17 protein-coding genes and 4 pseudogenes are annotated in these 21415 nt (G+C 69.2%); 13 read left to right on the top strand and 8 right to left on the bottom strand.

Annotated features, from left to right (window positions below; genetic code table 11):
* Positions 1-66: 66 nt before the first annotated feature.
* From ACFYTE_RS27855 to ACFYTE_RS27840, 4 genes are all read left to right on the top strand, one after another.
* Positions 67-579, top strand: coding sequence for a DUF308 domain-containing protein (locus ACFYTE_RS27855; protein WP_388715905.1), 513 nt, complete (start codon positions 67-69; stop codon positions 577-579).
* A gap of 189 nt (positions 580-768) precedes the next feature.
* Complete coding sequence (locus ACFYTE_RS27850) at positions 769-1173, top strand: SsgA family sporulation/cell division regulator (RefSeq protein WP_388715902.1); 405 nt, start codon at positions 769-771, stop codon at positions 1171-1173.
* Positions 1174-1413: 240 nt separating this feature from the next.
* Positions 1414-1983, top strand: coding sequence for a hypothetical protein (locus tag ACFYTE_RS27845; protein ID WP_388715899.1), 570 nt, complete (start codon positions 1414-1416; stop codon positions 1981-1983).
* Between the two features lie 336 nt (positions 1984-2319).
* Positions 2320-2775, top strand: coding sequence for a WhiB family transcriptional regulator (locus ACFYTE_RS27840; RefSeq protein WP_388716105.1), 456 nt, complete (start codon positions 2320-2322; stop codon positions 2773-2775).
* Positions 2776-3131: 356 nt separating this feature from the next.
* Here ACFYTE_RS27840 and ACFYTE_RS27835 read toward each other — a convergent pair.
* The 6 genes and pseudogenes from ACFYTE_RS27835 to ACFYTE_RS27810 all read right to left on the bottom strand — a co-directional run.
* Positions 3132-3269, bottom strand: a pseudogene (locus tag ACFYTE_RS27835) (ArsR family transcriptional regulator); the annotation flags it as partial.
* A 56-nt stretch (positions 3270-3325) separates the two neighbouring features.
* Positions 3326-3514 (bottom strand): annotated as a pseudogene (locus ACFYTE_RS27830) (hypothetical protein); the annotation flags it as partial.
* Between the two features lie 309 nt (positions 3515-3823).
* Positions 3824-4660: a PrsW family intramembrane metalloprotease gene (locus ACFYTE_RS27825; RefSeq protein ID WP_388715896.1), complete on the bottom strand. Its 837-nt coding sequence runs from the start codon at positions 4658-4660 to the stop codon at positions 3824-3826.
* A 202-nt stretch (positions 4661-4862) separates the two neighbouring features.
* Positions 4863-5037: pseudogene (locus tag ACFYTE_RS27820) on the bottom strand (AAA family ATPase); the annotation flags it as partial.
* A gap of 27 nt (positions 5038-5064) precedes the next feature.
* On the bottom strand, positions 5065-5430 hold the full coding sequence (locus ACFYTE_RS27815; protein WP_388716110.1) for a hypothetical protein: 366 nt from the start codon (positions 5428-5430) through the stop codon (positions 5065-5067).
* Positions 5431-5584: 154 nt separating this feature from the next.
* A pseudogene (locus ACFYTE_RS27810) lies at positions 5585-6292 on the bottom strand (MFS transporter); the annotation flags it as partial.
* A 568-nt stretch (positions 6293-6860) separates the two neighbouring features.
* Between ACFYTE_RS27810 and ftsH the strand changes: the two are divergent.
* Positions 6861-8804, top strand: coding sequence for an ATP-dependent zinc metalloprotease FtsH (gene ftsH / locus ACFYTE_RS27805; protein ID WP_388715893.1), 1944 nt, complete (start codon positions 6861-6863; stop codon positions 8802-8804).
* A 208-nt stretch (positions 8805-9012) separates the two neighbouring features.
* A complete protein-coding gene (locus ACFYTE_RS27800; RefSeq protein ID WP_388715890.1) occupies positions 9013-10410 on the top strand; it encodes a CHASE3 domain-containing protein in 1398 nt (465 codons plus the stop codon).
* A gap of 304 nt (positions 10411-10714) precedes the next feature.
* On the opposite strand, the gene ACFYTE_RS27795 is transcribed toward ACFYTE_RS27800, so the two are convergent.
* Positions 10715-12232 (bottom strand): MFS transporter, encoded by a 1518-nt coding sequence (locus ACFYTE_RS27795; RefSeq protein ID WP_388715886.1) that lies wholly within the window; start codon positions 12230-12232, stop codon positions 10715-10717.
* Positions 12233-12721: 489 nt separating this feature from the next.
* Between ACFYTE_RS27795 and fdhD the strand changes: the two genes are divergently transcribed.
* Together fdhD and ACFYTE_RS27785 are read left to right on the top strand one after the other, a co-directional pair.
* On the top strand, positions 12722-13549 hold the full coding sequence (gene fdhD, locus ACFYTE_RS27790; RefSeq protein WP_388715883.1) for a formate dehydrogenase accessory sulfurtransferase FdhD: 828 nt from the start codon (positions 12722-12724) through the stop codon (positions 13547-13549).
* Positions 13550-13943: 394 nt separating this feature from the next.
* Positions 13944-14306, top strand: coding sequence for a response regulator (locus tag ACFYTE_RS27785; RefSeq protein WP_388715881.1), 363 nt, complete (start codon positions 13944-13946; stop codon positions 14304-14306).
* On the opposite strand, the gene ACFYTE_RS27780 is transcribed toward ACFYTE_RS27785, so the two are convergent.
* Entirely contained in the window at positions 14296-14955 is a 660-nt protein-coding gene (locus ACFYTE_RS27780; protein ID WP_388715878.1) for a response regulator, read from the bottom strand. The two genes, ACFYTE_RS27785 and ACFYTE_RS27780, sit on opposite strands and share 11 nt — an antisense overlap.
* 343 nt (positions 14956-15298) lie before the next feature.
* Here ACFYTE_RS27780 and ACFYTE_RS27775 point away from each other — a divergent pair, with 343 nt between their 5' ends.
* From ACFYTE_RS27775 to ACFYTE_RS27755, 5 genes are all read left to right on the top strand, one after another.
* Positions 15299-16132 carry an alpha/beta fold hydrolase gene (locus tag ACFYTE_RS27775; RefSeq protein WP_388715875.1) on the top strand — a complete coding sequence of 278 codons (834 nt, stop codon included), beginning with the start codon at positions 15299-15301 and terminating at the stop codon, positions 16130-16132.
* 65 nt (positions 16133-16197) lie between these two features.
* The gene (locus ACFYTE_RS27770) at positions 16198-16803 is read left to right on the top strand and encodes a Dps family protein (protein WP_388715872.1); all 606 of its coding nucleotides are present in this window, start codon (positions 16198-16200) and stop codon (positions 16801-16803) included.
* Positions 16804-16852: 49 nt separating this feature from the next.
* Positions 16853-17608, top strand: coding sequence for a YoaK family protein (locus tag ACFYTE_RS27765; RefSeq protein ID WP_388715869.1), 756 nt, complete (start codon positions 16853-16855; stop codon positions 17606-17608).
* The gene (locus ACFYTE_RS27760) at positions 17605-19953 is read left to right on the top strand and encodes an FdhF/YdeP family oxidoreductase (protein WP_388715866.1); all 2349 of its coding nucleotides are present in this window, start codon (positions 17605-17607) and stop codon (positions 19951-19953) included. Before ACFYTE_RS27765 ends, ACFYTE_RS27760 begins: the two co-directional genes overlap by 4 nt.
* A gap of 19 nt (positions 19954-19972) precedes the next feature.
* The gene (locus tag ACFYTE_RS27755) at positions 19973-21415 is read left to right on the top strand and encodes a cytochrome ubiquinol oxidase subunit I (protein WP_388715863.1); all 1443 of its coding nucleotides are present in this window, start codon (positions 19973-19975) and stop codon (positions 21413-21415) included.

Below are 21415 nucleotides of genomic sequence, written 5' to 3'. Positions count from 1 at the left end.
AAGACGGGCGCAGCCCGGCGGACCCGGACAGTCCGCAGGCCGGCCCGTCCCACCACCCGCACCGCCATGCTGACGGGGGCTCTGGTCTCCGCGAGCGTGGGCATCACCATGCTCCTGCTGCCCGGACTGACCCTGACTGCCGTAGGGGTTCTCTTCGGTGTGCAACTAGCCGCCCAGGGAGTCCTCCAGCTGCTGGTCAGCCGGGAGGCGAAGGTTCCGGCGTTCGTGCGGTGGCTACTGGTCGCGGGCGGCCTCGTCGTTCTCTTCCTGTCGACGATCTTCTTCCGGGGCCATGCCGATTCCGTGTTCCTGCTCGGTCTGTGGACGGGGTTCGGGTGGCTTCTGCGGGGGTTCACCATGGCCGTCTCGGCGATACCGGGCTCCGTCAGCCACGACTTCGTGTACGACGACCTCCTGAACGCGGTGATTGTCTCGTCCGGCCTCTTCATGACCGCTTTCCCCTTCTCGTCGCTTTCCCAGCTGACGGACATCACCGGTTACGTACTGGTCTTTGGCGGATCGGTGGAGGCCTTCTGCGCGTCGCGGCGACGTCCGCAGGCGCTGCGCACACTTGAGTGAAGAGTCCGCTCGGTGTGCACCCGCGGGTGGCATGGTCAGGCAGACGGCCAGCTGCCGCTGGTGAGCCGGGCCCGTATTCCGCGGTCGCCGCGTGAGACGCGGCTTGGGCCGCCCGTCCGGCCCGGCGAGGCGTCCACCGGGCAAACAGGCGACGGCGAATCTTGAAACTCGGACACCGGGAGGCAACACATGCACAGATGTCACCTTGCACAGGAAATCGTCCACTGGGCCGGCAGGTGGCTGCCCCTGTCCATCACCTGCGAATTCTCGTACAGCGCCCGAGACCCCTATGCCGTCACACTGATCTTCGACGCCGAGGGGGACTGGCCGGTCCGGTGGGTGTTCTCCCGAGACCTGTTGGCCGACGGCCTCACGGCGAGAACCGGGCAAGGCGATGTCATGGTGTGGCCCGAACACCGTCTCGGCGGCCCATCGGCCGTGTGGATCGAAGTGGGAAGTGCTCCCCGGACGGCACTGTTCGAGATACCTGCCCTGCCGGTCGCGAAGTGGCTCGCCCACTCCTATGCCCTGGTGCCCAGGGGAGAAGAACTGCCGGCAGTGGACTGGGACGAATTGACTCAGCTGACCGAATAGCGCGAGGCCTGCCGGCTCATGAGCTGCGACCAGCCCGCGGTCATACGACCGTGTCAAGCCTCATCGGCAGTCGGTTGGAGAGGCCGTCGGCGGTGTCATCAGGCGGACCGGCCGAGTGAGTCGGCGTCACGCGAAGCCTTCATGGGTTCAGCGGGGCGAGCGAGAGTGATACCAAGGTTTAGTCATGTGCTGTCGCCATGTGTCGCAGGCAGCAGAGGCCGCAGGCGTAGTATCTGTACTATGTCCAAAGCCAAGGTGAGCACGAGCGAGCTGGTGACGCACTACAGCTCTCAGCTGAACAACGACCTTGAGCGGAACAAGCAGGAGCAGGATCAGATCCGGCGTGAGATGGAAGAGATGCAGGAACGCCTGCTGTCTCTGCAACATGACTACGCCGTACTCGCGACCATGCAGCACGCGCTCAAGAGCGGCATTCCCCTCCAGCAGGTGTCGGCCTCGCTTGCCGACGCGGACCTGAGAGCTGACCTCAAGTACAGCCCGCCCAGTGCCAGTGCCAGTGCCAGTGCCAGTGCCGGCGCCTTGAGGCGGAAGCAGACCAAGCCGACGCTGGTCGGACTGATCCGTGCCTACCTGGCTGAGCAGTCCGAGCCCTGTTCCGCGGCGGAAGTCACGACGGCGCTGAGCGCTGCGCATCCGGACCGCGCCTTCAAGACGACCGTCGTGCGCACCACTCTCGAAGGACTCGTCGCCAGGAGCAATGCCGAGCGCATCAAGCAAGGGCATGCTGTGTTCTACGTCCGTTCCGACGGCGGCCAGGATCAGGAAGCATCCGAGTGCGGGGCGAGCTGAGGCCGGCTCGGCCGGACAGTTGCAGCCCGGCGCCGCCTCGGCCGCGGCCGACGGACAGCCCGTTGGCCTGCCCGGCGAACGTTGCCTGCCTGCAGGGCCGTTGACCGCGGCGAAACCGCCGCGCCTGCAACTCGATCACCACCGGACGCCCTGCCGGCCGCGGCATCGGCGAGCCGACGTACGTACCGGCTGTGCACCCCGGTGGGTGTGGGCGCCGAGCTTCCCACTGCGGTAGGTGAGTGCGGCCCTCGCAGCGAAGCACATGTCCTGCCCGGGGATCCGTTCTCGGGCTTTGCCGGCCGCGTGAGAGCGGCTGAAGCAACCAGCCGTCTCGTCATGGGCCCCTGGCCGTTACGCGGCTGTCGGACGGTGCAATTCATCGATGTCACTCATTTGACTGATGCCGCGGAGTGCCTGAGGAAAAGAGCATGGGGACACAGGGTGTTCGTTTCCCGCATGAATGCGTTGATAGCCGTGCGGGGGAAAAGGAGGAAGAAGATGCGAACCAGACTGCTGCCACTGCTCAGTGACTGGGAGTGGCAGGAGCGAGCCGCCTGCCGCGGTATGAACAGTGCCACCTTCTTCTCCCCCACAGGGGAACGGGGCAAAGAGCGCGATGAGCGCGAGGAACGAGCCCGCAGGATATGCCGGTCGTGCGAAGTCATCGAGCCGTGCGCCGCCATGGCACTGGACTCCAAACAGCGGCACGGAGTGTGGGGAGGAATGTCCGCGAGGGAGCGCCGCCACATTCTGAGCGTGCCCGACACGGATACCGTTGAGCCGGCGGCCTGACGAAGGGCTGCCTCTGATCTTGCGAGAGTGCCCCGGCCTTCGGGCCGGGGGCGAAGCGCATCTGGCCTGCTCTGGCCCTCGCCGTGGGCGCGGAGCTGTACTGTCCAGCCGCGCCCACGGCTGCCCGCACTTGGTGCGGGCGCTTGTGCTGGGTGATGTTGCCCTTGACCAACCACCGGGAGCGGAACGCCGCCGCACGAGCCCGCGCAGTACGAGGGTGACCAACCGGCCGTGCATGAGCGCCCGGTTCGCGCGGCCGGTGAAATCCGCGCGCAGGCGGCGGGGCAGTCGCCTGTGCGGCTCGGCCCTGGTCTGAGTCTTCCTTGCTCTTCGTGTCGGGCAGGAGGGGGAAGAGCCGGGCGATGAGGGCCACCGGCGTGCGGGGCCTCTTCGATGTGCCCGCAGCGCGCGAGTTGGCGCAGGTGGAACGAACACAGGCCGGAGCCGAAGCCGCGCCGGCCGCAAACTCGGCTACTTCGCAAAACCCTGGGCAAGCGCCTCCAGAGCCGGTTCTCCGCCCGATGAGCCGCGCCGCGCATCACGATGTGCCTCATGCCCGCGATGCCCCGACGGCCGCCGAACAGCACGAGTGTCTCGTGGTGTCCTGCATGGCTCGGGCCTGGGAGAGGGCCATGCGAGAGGAATCGGTGCCGGTCCGGATGAGGTTGCCGCCGAAGGTCAGGCGGTCGACGATGGCCGCCCAGAGCCGGGGGTCGGTGAACGTTTCGGTCCACGAGCCGCCGGTGGACCCCGTAGCGGCGCGACAGTTCACGGATTGACAGTTTCTCGGTGGGGGAGTGTCTGCGTATACGTGGACGTGGCTCTGGCACGGTGGGGCGGTCCGCTTAGCGTCGGCGGAGGTAGTGGGACGCCGGCGCGGCCGTGAACACCGGCCGGGCCGCCGGCCCGGCCGGTGTCGGCCTGTGGAACGCAGGTGGGACGGGCGCCCGTGCCCGCACAGCTCGGTGATGCAGGAACTCACCCGAAGCAACCCACACAGCCCGGGTGGGAACAGGCGGGCCTCCCGCGCCTGTGGTCCGGGAGGATGTCAGGCCGACACAGGCGGTGCCAGGTGCGTGTGGGCCGGGCGCGGGGAAGCCAGCCGGTGCGTGGTGAAGACCAGCAGGGACAGGCTGACCGCCGCGAGCACGGCGTAGGCGGGGTCGCCGGCCAGAGTGTCCCACGCCGTGTGCAGAGCGACCGCGACCGCATAGACCAGCACGAACACGGCGGCCGAGCGGCCGCGCCACCGGTGCTGGGCGGCGGACCACAGGGCCGCGGCCGTGAGTCCCGTCCACGCCATGTGGGCGGCCGGGCTCAGCAGGCCCCGCCACACCAGCAGGTCGTCCACCGCGGTCAGGTTGCCACCCGAGTTGATGAGTTCGACGAAGGCATAGCCCATCGTCTCGAAGACGGCGAACCCGGCGCCGGAGGCGACGCCGATCAGCAGTCCGTCACCGGGGTGCCGGTCGCGGACGACCAGGAGCAGCAGGAGCGGAACGATGAGCTTTGCCGTCTCCTCGATCAGGCCCACGGCGACCATCGGCAGGAAGTCCATGAGCAGCAGGGTCCGGTACTCCAGGAATCCGGCCGTGGTCACACCGATGGCGCCGCCCGCCAGGGCGGTGACTGCCACGGTTCCCATGCCGAGGCCGAAATCGAGCTGACGGCCGGCCACGAAAGCGACGAAGGCCGCGGGCATCAGGGCCGCCCCGAAGAAGATCAGAGCGGGGATCAGGTTGGGATTTAGCGTGGAGACCAGTGCCGAGCGGATGAGCCAGAACAGCAGCAGGCCGACCGCCAGGACGGCGAGCCACCCCCAGCGACGGCCCCAGTGGCCCAACCCGCTCCGGTCGAACGGGACGGATTGTTGTGTGAGGGACATGGGCACGGATTCCTCCCCTGATGACGGATGGAGCCGACGGTGCCTCGTCGCCCGGCCGCCCGCATCACACATTCGTGTCAACATGGCGGCCGGGCAGGACGTCGGCGGCGACGGTCAGGGCCGGCCGGGCCCGGTCCGGGCCGGACGACAATGGCACCGTCGGAGTCGGTGATCTCCAGGGAGACGTCCTGGGCTGCGCGGCGTCCTCGACCCCGGCGGCCAGAATGCGGTCGGCGCCGAGGTCGGACGTCATGATGACGACGGTGTTCGCGAAGTCCGCCGTACGGCCGTGGGAGTCAATGGGGCGGCCGTCGTCCGGGATCTGCAGCAGGGTGTTGAAGACGTCCGGTGGGTCTCTCGGTCTCGTCGAACAGGACCCTCACCGTGCGGCGGACGGCGCTGCATCAGTCTCCTCGGACAGGCGGACGTTCGTTCCTGTGAGCACCGACGATGCCGCTGTGCACGTCCGGCTCCTCGTGGTCCGCAAGACATGTGTTCTGCCGCGGTCGCTGACGTGTCCCGATCCACACGGCGAGGATCACGCAGGAAGCCATGCAGCCCAGTGCGATGATCTGTAGTGCCGTTTCGGAGGCTGCTTGCGAACCCACGCCGCCGTTGTTGTTGGTGACGGCCCCGGCCAAGGCCACGCCGAGGCCGGCCGCCACTGTGATGACCGTCTTGGTGACTCCTGATGCTTCCCCGGCCCGCTCCGGTCTGATCACGCCCTGAGTGGCGATGAGGGTCAGCGAGTTGGCTGTCCCGAGGATCACACCGACTGGCCACCGCCCCGGCGAGCGTCAGGACCACGTAGGGCCCGTTGCGGAAGAGCGTGAGATCGACCAGCGGGCTTGCCGCCACCCGTTCATGCCGTACGAACCAGGTCAGCAGGGCTGCCACGACGATCAGGCCGGCCAGACCGACGGGCCACTGCCAGTGCCGGGCGCGGTCGACGACGACGGCGAGGGCCGCAAGCGCGGCCGTGGCAGCGAAAAGCCCGCTCCAATCGACCCTACGGTGCGTGCTGGCGGCACAGCTCTCGGCGGTACGGGAAGCCCATACCGCGGCGAGCGCCGCGAGGGGGACATTGAGCCAGAACACCGCCCGCCAGGACACCGTGTCGGTGAGGGCGCCCCCGATGAACGGGCCGCAGGCGGTGGCGATTCCGCCGATGCCCAGCGCCCGGCCGGTGGCACGGCCCCGTAGTTCGCTCGGGTAGACGTTGGTCAGCAGCGACAGGCCCACTGGCATGATCATCGCGGCGCCCGTTCCTTGGGCCACCCGGGCACCGACCAGGACGGGCAGTGTCGGGGCGAGCGCGCAGGCCAGGGACGACGCGCCAAACAGGGCAAGGCCCAGGATCAGCAGCCGCCGTCGTCCGAACAGGTCGCCAAGGCGTCCCGCACCCAGCATCAACGTCCCCGTGGACAGCAGATACGCGCTGATCACCCACTGCAGGCCGTCGCCTCCGGCATGGAGATCACGGCCGATCTGTGGCAGAGCCAGGTTCAGGGCGAACGAGTCGAGCTGGATACAGAACACACCCACGGAGATGGCCAGCAGGGCCCATCGTCGGGCGGCGAGTGTCGGTGTCACAACGGCCCGGCCTCCTTCCTCACGCTGCAAGGGCAGCATCGGCGCCAACGCCGCCGCACGGCCGTGCGGCGGTTGAGGTGCTGATGACGGAGGGGGAGGTCGCAGCCGGAGGGCGCCCCTGAGGACAGGAGTCGCTGCTGCTCAAGGAAAGGGGAGGATGCGGGAGCCGGAAGAGTGGAGCTGTCCGCAGAACTGCCGGAGAACGCCGCATTGAGCGGACGCACAGGCCCGCTGCTCGCCGAGCGGCTGAAGGCACCACCGTAACCGACACCACCCGCCAACACCGCCGCCCCGCTGGTGAGCCTGACAAACGTTGTGTCTTACGCGCGACGACGGCTTGTGCGCCGGCCGGACTCGGTGCCCGGGCGGTGATCTCGACGCGGATGTCACTCACTTGTGCGATGGCCCGTCCCCGGCGTGCGCGCCAGCATGAGATCTCCTGTCGGCCGCCTGGCCGATGGTGTGTGAGTGCCAGTCCGCCGGGCCGCGCAAGGGCGCAGGAGCGCAAGCCATCCCGACGCCGTCGAGATGCGTGAGCGCTACGAACTCCTGTGAACCGTGCTCCGTGCCGTGAACAGCCGCGCCCCATTTGAGGAGAAGTAACCAGATGTCTGATCCCGTTCCGCCGCGTCATGACCCGCACCGGGCCTGGCGTACCGAAGGAGTTCCGGGCGGATCGCCGGCGTCGCCGAACGGACGGCGTCTCAGGGGCGGCTGCCTGATGCAGGCCGCAATCGTACTTCTCGTGTACGTTGCGTCCGGTTTCCTGTACAGCAACGTACGCGGTGACGGCACCACGTCCGTCGACTACACCGTCTTCGTCGGGCAACTGGACGCGGGAAACGTCGAAAGCGTCTACTCGCGGGGCTCCCAGATCCAGGGGACGCTGAAGAGGCCCAGGCAGGTGCCCGGTGGCGGCAAGCGCGACACGTACACGCGATTCAAGACCTACGAGCCGGACTTCGCGGATGACAAGCAGCTCTGGGCGCGGATCACCGAGGAGAAGGTCGCGGTCACTGCCGAACCGGTCGCGCAGGGGCCCGGCCTGGGCGAGTCGCTGCTGGTGTCGCTCCTGCCGACGGTGCTGCTGATCGCCGTGTGGGTGATCGTCACGCGGCGGATGGGCGGCGGGGCACTGGGCGGCGCGGGAGGTGTGCTGGGCCGCAAGACGCCCAAGCCCGTCGCGCTTGAGCCGGGAGACGGGCGTACGACGTTCGCGGACGTGGCCGGCATCGACGAGGTGGAGGGCGAGCTCAACGACGTCGTCGACTTCCTGAAGCACCCGGACACCTACCGGGCGATGGGCGCCAAGATGCCCCGCGGCGTGCTGCTGGCCGGCCCGCCGGGCACCGGCAAGACGCTGCTGGCGCGCGCGGTCGCGGGCGAGGCGGGCGTGCCCTTCTTCTCGGCCTCGGCCTCCGAGTTCATCGAGATGATCGTGGGGGTGGGCGCCTCCCGGGTGCGGGAACTGTTCGCCGAGGCGCGCAAGGTCGCGCCGTCGATCGTCTTCATCGATGAGATCGACACCATCGGCCGGGCCCGCGCAGGCTCCAGTGTCGGCGGCCACGACGAGCGCGAGCAGACGCTGAACCAGATCCTGACCGAGATGGACGGCTTCTCGGGCTCGGAGGGTGTCGTCGTCATCGCCGCCACCAACCGGGCGGAGGTCCTGGACACGGCGCTGACCCGGCCCGGACGCTTCGACCGGGTGGTGAACGTCTCGCCGCCGGACCGGCGCGGCCGGGAGGCCATCCTGCGCATCCACACCCGGAGCATCCCGCTCGCCCCCAACGTCGACCTGGCCCGGCTCGCCCGCACCACCCCCGGCATGACCGGCGCGGAGCTGGCCAACCTGGCCAATGAGGCCGCGCTGCTCGCGGTCAAGCACGGCCGGGACCGGGTCATGGGCGAGGACTTCTCCGACGCCCTGGAGAAGGTGCAGCTCGGCGCGGCGCGGCCGCTGGTGATGCCGCAGGAGGAGCGGCGCAGGACGGCATACCACGAGAGCGGCCATGCCCTGCTGGGCATGCTCCAGCCGGGCGCCGACCCGGTCCGCAAGATCACCATAGTGCCGCGTGGACGGGCCCTCGGCGTGACGCTGTCCACGCCGGACGCCGACAAGTACGCCTACACGGAGGCATATCTGCGCGGCCGCATCATCGGCGCGCTCGGCGGCATGGCGGCCGAGCAGGTCGTCTACGACGTCATCACCACCGGCGCGGAGAACGACCTGGAGCAGGTCACCGGTATCGCCCGGGGCATGGTCGCCCGCTGGGGGATGAGCGAGAAGGTGGGACGGCTGTCGGCCCTTCCGGGTGACGCCCAGCAGGCGTACGGCCTGTCCGCCGCGCCGCGGACGCTGGACGTGATCGACGGCGAGATGCGCCGTATCGTCGACGAGTGCTACGAGGAGGCGTGCCGGACCCTGCGCGCTCACCGCGACCTGCTCGACACCTTGGCGGTCGCGCTGCTGGAGCGGGAGACGCTGGAGGAGGCGGACATCTACCGCATCGCCGGCCTCACGTCCGCCCCGACGCAGGACGAACGCTGAGCACCCCCTCCGTCCGCGCGCCGCGGCCGAGCCCCGCGAGACCGGTGATGACGGACCGCGGCTCACCCGGGCGCGGGGCGGACGAAGGACCGTCCGGCCGGAGCCGGACGACGCCGAAGCCGGTGCCTATTCATGCCTGCTTGAACTTTTCTGTTCACATGTGGCTACATTGCTCGTCGTTCTGTTTCTTTTGATCGCTAGGCGGAGCATGAGTGTACGACCGTGGTACAGAGGCTGGCGACTGAGGCTGACGGGCCTCACCATCGCGGCCAGTGGCCTGCTCGCCCTGTTGATAGGTGCCATGTTCGCCGTCCTGCTGTGGGCGATCGAAGACGCGAACGACGCGACCTCGGCGAGACGCGTCTCCCGGGCGGCCCTTGTCGAGGCCGTGGGCATGGAACAACTGCTCCTCGACATCGAGACGGGGCAGCGCGGCTTCGTGATCACCGAGCGGGAGGAGTACCTCCAGCCGTGGCGGTCGGCGCAGCAGAAACTCCCCACCAGCGCGCGGCGGTTCACCGAGGCCGCGGCCTCTCCCCAGCAGCGGCGTGTTGCCGGACAGATCACGCAAGGCATGGAGTCTTTGCTCAACGACTACTCGATCCCGCTGGTGAACGAGGTCCGGCGAGGTGATCCCGAAGCGTCCAGCCTGGCGACGGTGGCCGAGGGCAAGCGGCGCGTCGATGCGCTGCGGGCCCAGTTCGACCGGTACACGGCGGTTGAGCGGGCGAGGCTCGCGGGGCGCGAAGAGGCGGCCAGGGACAACGGACAATGCGCGGTGATCGCGGCAGGTGTGGGACTGGCGGCGTCGATGGCACTGGTGGCTGCGTTCACGGTGTTCCAGCACCGCGCCGTCGTCAGGCCGGTGCGCCAGGCGGCGGACGCGGCGAAACGGCTGGCCGGCGGCGACCTCACCGTGCGGATTCCCCCCAGTAGCACGGCGGAGGTCGGGGCGCTGGGAGCATCCTTCAACACCATGGCGGCCTCGTTGCAGGACAGCCGCAGACGCACCATGGAGAGTGTCGAGGCGGTGCAACGGCGCACGGCCCGTGACCTGCACGACGGGGCGCAACAACGGCTCGTCAGCCTGATGATCGGGCTCCGGCTCGCACGGGAACTGCTCACCGACACGGAAACGTCCGCGGCAGAGCTGCTGGACCAGTCGATCGCCGACGCGCAGACAGCGATCGACGAGCTGAGGGAACTCGCACGGGGCATCTACCCACTCGTGCTGACGCTGAAGGGCCTGGCGGCGGCGGTGAGGGACCTCGCCGCCCGGTGCCCCGTCCCCGCCGTCGTCGAGAGCACCTACGACCGGAGAATCGCCTCTGCCGTGGAAACGAACGCGTACTTCGTTGTGGCCGAGGCCGTGACAAATGCGGTCAAACACGCCCAAGCGTCCCGGATAGATATTTCCCTTGACCTTACGGACGTCTTGCGGATACTCGTCGTGGACGATGGCGTCGGCGGTGTGGGCGAGGCCACGGCCGGCAGCGGTCTGACCGGGCTGGCCGACCGTGTGGCCGCCTTCGACGGCACGCTGGCCATCGATTCACCTCCCGGCGGCGGTACCTCGATCCTGGTGCGGATCCCCGTACCGGCCTGAAGCACCCGGCGCCGGTGAGCGGCGGCAACCGGCCCGGCGTCACCCCGCGCCCCGGAAGGCCGGCCCGGCAGGGGCGTGGGGGGCGGGCCGGCCGGCAGCGCGCCGTGCCGCGGACGGTCTTCCCGATTCCTGCGACGAGGAGAGGGAAGCCACCGCACGCTTCTCGCACCAAGTCGAGGCGGCCCGCGTCCGCCCGTGAGGCTCACCACACGCGCCAGGTCGGCACCGGCCCGCAGGCAACCCCGGCTCCCGACGCGGAACACGGTGTCCGCGCAGAGCAGGTGTTCACACGCGCGAGGCGACCTCACGGTTTTGCCCCGGTGCGGGACGTTTCCTCAGCTCGGTGCGGAGCACGGGGCAGGGCGTCCAAGGAGGCCGTCCTGCGGTCGGTGCGCCAGTCCGCCAACGCCAGCCCCAGGGCCACCAGAACCGCGAGGACGCCGACGCCCACGGCCAAGGCGACCGCGGCCGGATATGCGTCCTGATCGGCCAGCGCCAGGTAGTACAACCCCGGCAGCACCGCCGTTCCCACCGCGGCGCCCAGCCGCTGGCCCGTCTGGAGGGCGCCCCCGGCAACTCCCGCCATCCGCGTGGGCACCTCCCGCAGCGTCATCGTCACGTTCGGCGAGATGACGAAGCCGCTGCCGATACCGCTCAGCAGCAGTGCCGGTATCAGCGTCCAGACTGCGGTGTGCGGCGGTACCAGCCACAGCAGCAGTGCCGTCGCTCCCAGCCCCACCGCCACCGCGGTCAGCCCCAGCACCGTCAGCAGCCGGCCCGTGCGTTCCACCAGCCGGCTCGCCACCACGGCGGCTCCGGCCGAGCCCACCGCGAAGGGCGCGACCGCGAGCCCCGACTCCAGCGGCGAATAGCCCAGCCCGTCCTGGAAGTAGAGAGCGAAGACCAGCCAGATGCCGCTGAAGCCCACGAAGTAGACGGTGGCCAGGAGAACTCCGGCCGCGTAGCCGCGCACGCCGGTGATGAGCCGGGGATCCACCAAAGGGTCCAGCCCCTGCGCCGAACATCGTCTCTCCCACCAGGCGAAGCCCGCCAGGAGCAGCGTGCCGACGGGGAAGAGCCACCACAGGTGCCGTATTCCGCCGGAGTCGGCCTGGACGAGCGGCAACATCAGGGCGAGGACGCCGCCCCCCAGCAGGCTCACCCCGACCAGATCGAGGTGTGTCCGCCCGCCGGGCACCGCCCGGGGCAGCAGGCGCCAGCCGAGCACGAGAGCCGCCGCCCCGACGGGCACGTTGATGTAGAAGATCCAGCGCCAGCCGTCCGTACCCGTCGCCAGGGTGAGGATGGTGCCACCGGTGATGGGGCCGACGGCGCTGGAGATGCCCACCGTGGCGCTGAAGAGACCGAAGGCCCGGGCACGTTCGGACCCCTGGAACAACTGCTGGATCAGCGCCGAGTTCTGCGGTGCCAGGCAGCCGGCCGACACTCCCTGGGCCAGCCGCGCCACGACGACCAGTGCCATCGTGGGCGCCGCGCCGACCGCCGCGCTGCACAGGACGAAGGCGGACAGGGAGATGAGGAAGATCCGACGGCGGCCGACGGCGTCTCCCAGCCGGCCCGCCACCACAAGGGCCAGCGCGAAGGTGAGCGCGTACCCCGACACGACCCACTGCGCGGCCGAGGCGGACGCGTCCAGATCACGCTGCATGGACGGCAGGGCCACCGACACGATCGTCACATCCAGAAGGATCATGAAGCCGGCGGCCAGGGTCACCCCGAGGGCATGCCAGCGGTCGGGATCCGGCGACCCGGGACAACTGTGGACGTCCGGCTCGCTGCCGGTTCGGGACAGGGGGTTCACCGCAGCTCCTTTCACCTGTGCCTCGGAGTGTGCGGCCCGGCCGGCCCGCCGGACATCGCACGAACATGTGCTTCGGAAAGGCAAGCGGACGCCCCGACGATGTGGGCGGCGGGCCGCCGGAACCTTCGGGGCGGACGGCCGACGCTCGTCCCGGACGGGCCTCGGTAGCACGCACATGCACGGCGCGCGCCGCGTCGCGAGGCACGGGGGTGGCGTGGCGACTGGGAACTCCGCGGAAACGAGACGGGCAGATGCGCGCGTTATGCTTCCCCTCGCCACGGCCTCTCGGTCCGGCCAAGAGCTGCGGTCACCAGTGCGGCAGGTCCGCATGCAAGCGCCCGCCGCACACCGCCGAGCCCGCTTTCGGCCCTCTGCCGTTCCCGGCGGGGCCCGCCCGGTCCGGCATCTCATTCCTCGGCCAGGCTTCCCGGCAGATTCCGTCAGGACCTCGGGGACTTGTCCGTCCGACACACGGTGAAGGCTGAAATCATGGGACGAGCCGCAGTAGGCCGCAGAGTCATCAGAGTGCGCCACGGAAACGTCTCCGCGCGGGCCGACACCCTCGCCGCGGAAGAGCCGCTGGAGATACGTCTCAACGGCAGCTCGCTCGCGATCACCATGCGGACGCCCGGCGACGACTTCGCGCTGGCCGCCGGCTTCCTGGTCAGCGAGGGCGTGCTCGCCTCCGTGGACGACCTGCGCACCATCACCTACTGCGCCGGTGCGACCGAAGACGGACGCAACACGTACAACGTCGTCGACGTGCGGACGGCCCGCGGTGTCACGGCCGACGAATTCGCGCTCCAGCGCAACTTCTACACCACCTCCTCCTGCGGCCTGTGCGGCAAGGCGAGCCTCGACGCCGTACGCACCACGGCTCGCTGGCCCATGCCGGAGGACCCTTCGTTCTCCCTCACGCCGCAGGTGCTCGCCACGCTGCCCGATGCGCTGAGACAGGGGCAGCGGGTGTTCGAGCGGACCGGCGGGCTGCACGCCGCCGCGCTCTTCGACGAGCGGGGCCAACTGCTGGACCTCCAGGAGGACGTGGGCCGGCACAACGCGGTGGACAAACTGGTCGGACGGGCCTTCCGCAAGGGTCTTCTGCCGCTGTCCCGAAGCGTGCTGATGGTGTCGGGACGGGCCTCCTTCGAGCTCGTGCAAAAGGCCGTCATGGCGGGCATCCCGGTGCTGGCCGCGGTGTCCGCGCCCTCGTCGCTGGCGTGCGACCTCGCCGAGGAGAGCGGTATGACCCTCGTCGGCTTCCTGCGCGGCGACTCCATGAACGTCTACGCCGGCAGCCGGCGGATCGCCTTGTGAAGACGGCTGGTTACCCGGTCAGCGGTGACACGGCCGACCGGGCTGAGGCTCACCCGGGATCCGCTGCCCGACGCCGCCGGCATCCCCGGCCGGCCCCTCGCGAGGTGTTGACGAACGGCGTCAAACATGCACGCGTCCCGCACATCCATCGGGCTGACGATCTGCCTCGCGGACCGAAGCGGCCGACGGGGGCACCCGGAGGGTGTCGACAGACACCACCGGCGGTGGCCTCACCGGGCTCGTGGACCGGGCCGCGGCCTTCGACAGCCTGCCCGCCGTCGGCTCGCAGGGCCAAGGGCATCGTGCGCGCAGACAATCCCGGTGTGCGCTGAGCGGCAAACCGTGGGGTTTCCCCCATGGTCTGCCCGATGACACAGCGGGCACCCTGGAATGCATGTCCGTCAACATTGTCGTCGTCGATGACGATCCAGGATTCCGCCGCATGGCCAGGACGCTGCTGGCGGCGCGAGGGCTGCGCGTCGTCGCGGAGTCGGAGAGCGGCGCAGCGGCGCTGGCGGCGGTGCGTGAACACCGGCCGGACGGCCTGCTGCTCGACCTGCACCTGCTCGACGACGACGGGATGACCGTCGCGCACATGATCAGTCAGGAGGCGCGGCCGCCGCTGATCGTGCTCACCTCCACCGAGCAGACGTACTGGTCGCAGGAGGAGCTGGAGCAGGCGGGAATCGAGTCCTTCATCGCCAAGGACCGGCTGTTCGACGCCGATCTCAAGGGCATCTTCAGTACTACTGCTTGAGATAGTGCAGGACGGCCAGGACCCGGCGGTGCTGGCCGGAGGTGGCCTGATTGAGGCCGAGCTTCATGAAGATCCCCGTCACATGGCGTTCGATCGCAGGGACGGTCACGAAGAGCTTGTCCGCGATGCCGGTGTTGGAGTGTCCCTCGGCCATCAGCGCCAGTACCTCCTTCTCCTTCGGCGTCAGCGCCGCCAGAGGGTCCTCCTTGCGCTTGCGCCCGACAAGCGTGGCAATCACGTCGGGGTCCAGCGCCGACTCGCCGGCCACCACCCGCTCGACGGCGTCGGTCAGGACCTGCGGACTGGCGACCTTCTCCTTGAGGAGATAGCCGACCCCGCTCGGGTCGTCGCCGACCAGATCCAGGGCGTAGGAGGCATCGAGGAACTGGGACAGCACGATGACGGCAGTCTCCGGCTGTGTGGCACGGATCTCCTGCGCCGCCTCAAGGCCGTCGGCGGTCAGGTTCGGCGGCATCTGGATGTCGGTGATCACGACGTCCGGCCGTTCCTCCTTGGTCACGCGGACCAGGTCCACCGCGTTGCCGACGGCCGCGACAACGGTGATGCCGGCTCTGCGCAGAATGGTCGCGATGCCCTCACGGACGAGGGCCTGATCTTCTCCGAGCACTGCCCGCAGAGGTTTGTTCATGACAATATTCTACGGTGCTGCGCCAGACACCCCGTCTGGCTGAAACTGCGGATCACGTCCCGGACCCGGTCCGCAGCCGGTTGCCGTCAGGGCCGCGCAGTTCACTCTCACGCGCCCACGCAGAGTCCTGCGCCGGCACAGCGCACTCGGAAATCGCCCTTGTGCTCCGACAAGAACAACCACCGCCCACGGCGGATGTTGTCCGATGCCGCACTAGCACGTTCGTGTGATGCGGATCGGTGAACGGGCGCCGAGTATGAGACACGCAGGACAGACGAACCCGATGGGCCCGCAGCGCCACACAACGGCGAGCAGGCACAAGAAACGAAAGATGTGGTGTGTGATGTCGTTCATCACGGTGGGTCAGGAGAACAGCGATGCGATCGAGCTGTACTACGAGGACCACGGCAGCGGCCGTCCCGTGGTGCTGATCCACGGCTACCCGTTGAACGGACACTCCTGGGAGAAGCAGGAGCGAGTGCTGCTGGAAGCGGGCTACCGGGTCATCACGTACGACCGTCGTGGGTTCGGGCAGTCGAGCCAGCCGACGGTGGGCTACGACTACGACACGTTCGCGGCGGATCTGAAGGCACTGCTCGACCACCTCGATCTACAGGACGTGGCGCTGGTCGGCTTCTCGATGGGCACCGGCGAGGTGACGCGATACCTGGGCCGCTACGGTTCGGAACGGGTGGCGAAGGCGGCGCTGCTCGGTGCCATCCCGCCGTTCCTGCTGAAGACGGCGGACAACCCCGAAGGTGTGGACGCCTCGGTGTTCGACGGGATCAAGGCCGCGGTGCTGAAGGACCGGCCGGCCTACTTCAAGGACTTCCTGGACAACTTCTACAACGTCGACATGTACGCCGGGACGCGCATCAGCGACCAGGCGTGGCAGAACAGCTTCAACGTGGCGGTCTCGGCATCGGCGTGGGCGGCGTACGCCTGCGTGGGCACCTGGCTGGAGGACTTCCGCGCCGACCTGCCGAAGATCGATGTTCCGACGCTGCTGATCCACGGCGACGCGGACCGCATCCTTCCGTACGAGAACACGGCGAAGCGGCTGCCGGGACTGATCAAGGATCTGACGTTCGTGACGGTCGAGGGGGGCCCGCACAACATCGCCTGGACGCACCCCGAGGAAGTCAACAAGGCCCTGCTGGACTTCCTGGGCAAGTGAGCTTGTCCGGCGCCGGCCGGACCACCCGCCGTGCGACCCCGATCGACCGAAAGGACAGCCCTGCCATGGCCACCATCACCGAAGGGGCGGACCCGCAGCACCGCAGCAGTCAGCCGCTGCTGCACCAAAGGGGCCCCGTCATCCAGGAGTTCGGCACCGTCAAGCAGTTCCCCATCGGGCTGACTGCCGACAGCCGCCGGTACTCCTGCCAGCGGCTCAACCACGTGCTCGCCGACACACAGATGCTCTACCACCTGTACAAGAAGTACCACTGGCTGATGCGTGGAGCATCGTTCTACCAGCTCCATCTGCTGCTGGACAAGCACGCCGCCGAACAGCTGGAACTGGTCGACGTGCTGGCCGAGCGCATCCAGACGCTGGGCGGTGTCGCCGTGGGCGATGTGCGGCACGCGGCCGAACTGACCGGCGTGCCCCGGCCTCCGGACGGCGTCGAGGAGGTCCCGGCGATGCTCTCCCGGCTGCTGGAAGCCCACGAGACCATCCTCGTCCAGGCCCACGAGGCGGCCGCCCGGACGGCGGAACTGGGCGATGACGGCACCAACGACGTGCTCGTCTCGCAGATCATCCGCACGGGCGAGCTGCAGTGCTGGTTCATTGCCGAGCACCTGGTCGACACCCCCCTCGTGCGCGTCGACGACCACCACGGCTGACCTGCCGCCGGACGGTCCGCGGACAGGACCAGGAGTGAGGGAGAAGAGCATGCCGGACGTGGCGAAGGGCTCCGCCGGGAGTCCTTGGCCGGGGCGGAGCGGCACGACGCGGGTGCTGCTGACCCTCACGGCCGGGGCGGCGAACGCCTTCGGCTTCTTGGCCACGGGCGTCTTCACGAGCGTCGTCACGGCGAACTCCGTGCTGCTGGGCCTGCACCTGGGCAGCGGGCACCTGGCCGCGGTACGCTCCGTCACCGTCGCGCTCCTCGGCTACCTCCTCGGCGTCACGGCCGGCAGCCTCCTCGCGGCCGTCCGGGGCGGACGGGCCGCCCTGGGCATCCGGGGCGCTCTGGCGCTGGAGACCCTCGTGCTCTGGCTGGTGGCGGGCGGATGGCTGTGGTGGCACGAGCATCCGGGCGCCGCCGGACGCATCCTCCTGCTGTTCCTGCTGGCCGTCGCCATGGGCTGCCAGAACGGCGGCGTCAGGGCCACGGCCGGCGGCGACGTCACCACCGCCTACCTGACGGGACTGGTCACCTCGGCCACCGTGGCACTGGTCACCCGAGGCCGCCTGCAAGGACGCAACGCGGCTGTCGTGCTGATCCTCATCACCGGAGCGGTCATCGGCGGCGCGGCCTACCACTGGCTGCGTGAGAGCGCCCCCGTAGTCCCCGCCCTGTTCGTCACCGCCGCGTTCGCGGCGACGTGGGCGCGCCCGGAGCGACAGCCCGGGCTCCCGCCCCGCCGGCGCCCTGAGAACCGCCGCTCGGAAAACCGCTCACCGCAGAGAGAAGCAACGACATGACCGCACCGGAAACGAACCAGCCGCCGACCCCGGACGACGGCACCGTCGGCCGCACGGCCACCGGCGGCGACGGTCCGGCCAGCGACAAGCCCCCGGCCCACCGCCCCTACCACCACCCCACGGCCGGCTGGGGCGCCGCCAAGAGCGTCTCCCGGGTGCTGATAAAAGAACGCGCGCTCCTCGACGGGCCCCGTGCCATCTTCAAGATGAACCACGAGAACGGCGGGTTCGACTGCCCCGGCTGCGCCTGGCCCGACGACACCAAGGGCCTCAAGCTCGACATCTGCGAGAACGGCATCAAACATGTCACCTGGGAGATGACGGGCAAGCGAGTCGGCGCCGCGTTCTTCGCCCAGCACACCGTCTCCGAGCTGGCGCAGTGGTCCGACTTCGCCCTGGAGGACCAGGGCCGGCTGACCGAGCCCATGGTCTACGACGCGGCGAGCGACGCCTATGTGCCGATCAGCTGGCAGGACGCCTTCGACCTCATCGGGCATGAACTGCGCGCGCTCGACAGCCCGGACGAGGCGGCCTTCTACACCTCGGGGCGGCTGAGCAACGAGGCGACCTTCTTGTACCAGCTCATGGCCCGCGAGTTCGGCACCAACAACCTGCCGGACTGCTCCAACATGTGCCATGAGGCGTCCGGCCGTGCCCTCCAAGCCGCTCTGGGCACCGGCAAGGGCACCGCCGACCTCAAGGACTGGGAGACCGCCGACGCCCTGTTCATCATGGGCGTCAACGCCGCGTCCAACGCACCCCGCATGCTCACCGCGCTCGCCGAGGCATACCGCCGGGGCGCCCAGATCGTCCATGTGAACCCGCTGGTCGAGGCTGCCGCGACCAGCACGATCGTGCCCCACGAGTTCACCGACATGGCGCTGTTCAAGGCGACCCGGACCAGCACCCTCAACCTCCAGGTGCGGGCGGGCGGCGACATGGCGCTGCTGCGCGGCATGGCCAAGGCGGTCCTGGAGGAGAGCCGCACCGATCCCAAGGCCCTCGACAAGGAGTTCATCGAGCGCTACACCCAGGGCTTCGAGGAGTACCGCGCCCTGTGCGAAGCCACCTCCTGGGAGGAGCTTGAGCAGCAGTCCGGACTGTCCCGCGCAGACATCCTCAAGGCCGCCGGCGTCTACTCCCGCTCCGACCGTACCCTGATCAGCTGGTGCCTCGGCCTCACCCAGCACGAACACGGTGTGGACACCGTCCGTGAGATCGTCAACGTCCTGCTGCTGCGCGGCAACCTCGGCCGCGAGGGCGCCGGACCTTCCCCGGTGCGCGGGCACAGCAATGTCCAGGGCAACCGCACCTGCGGCATCGACCACCGGCCCCAGGAGACGTTCCTTGACCGGCTCGCCGAGATCTGCCGCATCGACCCGCCGCGCGAGCACGGCATGGACACGGTCGCCACGATCGAAGCCATGAACCAGGGCCGCGTCAAGGTGTTCGTCGGCATGGGCGGCAACTTCGTCCTGGCGGCGCCCGACACCGAGTACACCGCGCAGGGACTGCGGCGCTGCGCCCTCACCGTCCACGTGAGCACCAAGCTCAACCGCAGCCACCTCGTACACGGACAGAAGGCACTCATCCTGCCCTGCCTCGGCCGCACCGAGAAGGACCACCAGCGGCGCGGACTGCAGTCCGTCTCCGTCGAGGACTCCATGAGCATGGTGCACCTCTCCGTCGGCATGAAGAAGCCCGCTTCCCCACACCTGCTGTCCGAACCGGCCATCATCGCCGGCATGGCGCGCGCCGCCCTCCCGCAGAGCGAGACCCCATGGGAGTCCTACATCGAGGACTACGACCGCGTCCGCGACACCATGGCGCAAGTCCTCGACGGGTTCGAGGACTTCAACCGGCGGGTGCGGCTCCCGCTGGGCTTCCGTATCCGCCAGCCCGCACGCGAACTGGTCTTCCTCACGCCGTCCGGACGCGCGGAGTTCTCCGCCGCGCCGCTGCCCGAGGCCCCGCCCCAGGACGACGTCCTCATCCTGCAGACCATGCGCAGCCACGACCAGTGGAACACCACGATCTACTCCGACAACGACCGCTACCGCGGCATCAGCAATCTGCGCACCCTCATCCTGATGAACGGCGACGACATGCGTGCCCGCTCCATCGCGCCGGACAGCCTCGTCGACATCACCGCCACCGCCCGGGACGGCAGCAGGCGCCACCTCGAACGCTACCGGGCCATCGCCTACGACATGCCCCGGGGCTGCGCGGCCGGATACATGCCGGAGATGAACGTCCTGGTCGCCGCCGCCGACTACAGCCGCCAGAGCAACCAGCCCCTGATGAAGAACATCAAGGTGCGCGTCACACCGAGCCCCGAGCAGTGACGTACGACGAGGACCGGCCATGACCACAATCCATCCGCTCGCGCACCACCTCGCCCTGGCCGCCGCGGGAGATCCGCAACAGCTCCTCCCGGCCAGGGAACAGATGGCCTTCACGCTGGGCTTCCACATCATCCTGGTGCCCTTCGGGGTGGCCCTGACCACCCTGATGCTCGTCGCGCACTACCGCGGGCTGCGCAAGGGCGACACCGAGGCGCTGCTGCTGGCGCGCCGGTGGTCGAAGGTGGCCGCCGTGCTGTTCGCGGTCGGCGCCATCACCGGCACCGTGCTCTCCTTCGAACTGGGCATCCTGTGGCCCGGCCTGATGGGAAACTACGGCTCGGCCTTCGGCTTCCCGTTCGCCATCGAGGGGCTGTTCTTCTTCCTCGAAGCCATCTTCGTCTCCATCTACATCTACGGATGGGACCGGATGCGGCCCTGGGCGCACTTCTGGTCCGGCGTCCCCGTCTCCCTGGCCAGCATCGGCGGAACGGCCTCCGTCGTCGCGGCCAACGCCTGGATGAACCAGCCCGGCGGCATCACCGTGCGAGGCGGCGAGGTGGTCGCCGTCCGGCCGGCCGAGGTGTTCTTCAACGGCGCCTTCTGGATGGAATTCCTGCACATGCTCATCGCGGCGTACATCGTCGCCGGCTTCGTCGTGGCCGGCGTCTACGCGGTGGGCATGCTCCGCGGACGCCGCGACCGCTACCACCGGGTCGGCTTCCTCGTCGGGTTCGTCACCGCGGCCTGCGCCCTGCCGGTGCAGATCCTCGTCGGTGACACGATCGCCCGGCAGGTCTTCAACGACGAGCCCGCCAAGTTCGCTTCCATCGAACTGCTCCCCGAGACCGGCGGCCATGTGTCGGAGACGCTGGGCGGAGTGCTGGTCGACGGCAAGGTGAGATACGGCATCAAGGTGCCGGACATGGCGTCCCTGCTGGCCGGGTTCGAACCCTCCACCACCATCAAAGGCCTGGACGCCGTTCCCGCCGAGGTCAGACCGACCGACGCGCAGGCCACCGTCGTCCACTGGGCGTTCGACACCATGGTCGGCACCTCCTTCCTCATGCTGGCCGTGGCCGGGTGGTTCGCCCTGCTGTGGTGGCGGCGCCGTGCCGGCTTCGCCTCCAGCCGCTGGTTCCTGCGGGCGGCCTCCGGCTGCGGCGTCGTGGCGATCGTCTGCCTGGAGAGCGGCTGGATCGTCACCGAGGTGGGCCGCCAGCCCTGGATCGTGGTCGGGCACCTTCTGACGCGCGACGCAGTGGCCACCGAAGGCAACCTGTGGCCCTTCTTCGGCGCTGTGCTCGCCATCTACTTCGCCGTCGGCGCCGCCGCCCTGTGGGCGCTGACATCCATGAAACGACGATGGCGGCAGCAGGGCGAGGAAGCCGTCCTGGTGCCCTACGGTCCGCAGCCCCCACCCGGGCGACGGACCGAGAGCCTCGACGAGGGGAAGGGGGCCTGA

The sequence above is a fragment of the Streptomyces sp. NPDC004629 genome (genome assembly GCF_042873595.1).
Classification (GTDB): domain Bacteria; phylum Actinomycetota; class Actinomycetes; order Streptomycetales; family Streptomycetaceae; genus Streptomyces.
Note: the sequence above shows the minus strand (reverse complement) of the source record. Positions and strands in the feature narration are given on the sequence as shown.

Coding starts and splice junctions, on each gene's coding strand:
- ACFYTE_RS27760 (WP_388715866.1), top strand. CDS start 17,605: ATGACCGCACCGGAAACGAACCAGCCGCCGACCCCGGACGACGGCACC.
- ACFYTE_RS27855 (WP_388715905.1), top strand. CDS start 67: ATGCTGACGGGGGCTCTGGTCTCCGCGAGCGTGGGCATCACCATGCTC.
- ACFYTE_RS27780 (WP_388715878.1), bottom strand. CDS start 14,955: ATGAACAAACCTCTGCGGGCAGTGCTCGGAGAAGATCAGGCCCTCGTC.
- ACFYTE_RS27755 (WP_388715863.1), top strand. CDS start 19,973: ATGACCACAATCCATCCGCTCGCGCACCACCTCGCCCTGGCCGCCGCG.
- ACFYTE_RS27845 (WP_388715899.1), top strand. CDS start 1,414: ATGTCCAAAGCCAAGGTGAGCACGAGCGAGCTGGTGACGCACTACAGC.
- ftsH (WP_388715893.1), top strand. CDS start 6,861: ATGTCTGATCCCGTTCCGCCGCGTCATGACCCGCACCGGGCCTGGCGT.
- ACFYTE_RS27800 (WP_388715890.1), top strand. CDS start 9,013: ATGAGTGTACGACCGTGGTACAGAGGCTGGCGACTGAGGCTGACGGGC.
- ACFYTE_RS27765 (WP_388715869.1), top strand. CDS start 16,853: ATGCCGGACGTGGCGAAGGGCTCCGCCGGGAGTCCTTGGCCGGGGCGG.
- ACFYTE_RS27770 (WP_388715872.1), top strand. CDS start 16,198: ATGGCCACCATCACCGAAGGGGCGGACCCGCAGCACCGCAGCAGTCAG.
- ACFYTE_RS27785 (WP_388715881.1), top strand. CDS start 13,944: ATGTCCGTCAACATTGTCGTCGTCGATGACGATCCAGGATTCCGCCGC.
- fdhD (WP_388715883.1), top strand. CDS start 12,722: ATGGGACGAGCCGCAGTAGGCCGCAGAGTCATCAGAGTGCGCCACGGA.
- ACFYTE_RS27775 (WP_388715875.1), top strand. CDS start 15,299: ATGTCGTTCATCACGGTGGGTCAGGAGAACAGCGATGCGATCGAGCTG.
- ACFYTE_RS27850 (WP_388715902.1), top strand. CDS start 769: ATGCACAGATGTCACCTTGCACAGGAAATCGTCCACTGGGCCGGCAGG.
- ACFYTE_RS27840 (WP_388716105.1), top strand. CDS start 2,320: ATGGGCCCCTGGCCGTTACGCGGCTGTCGGACGGTGCAATTCATCGAT.
- ACFYTE_RS27825 (WP_388715896.1), bottom strand. CDS start 4,660: ATGTCCCTCACACAACAATCCGTCCCGTTCGACCGGAGCGGGTTGGGC.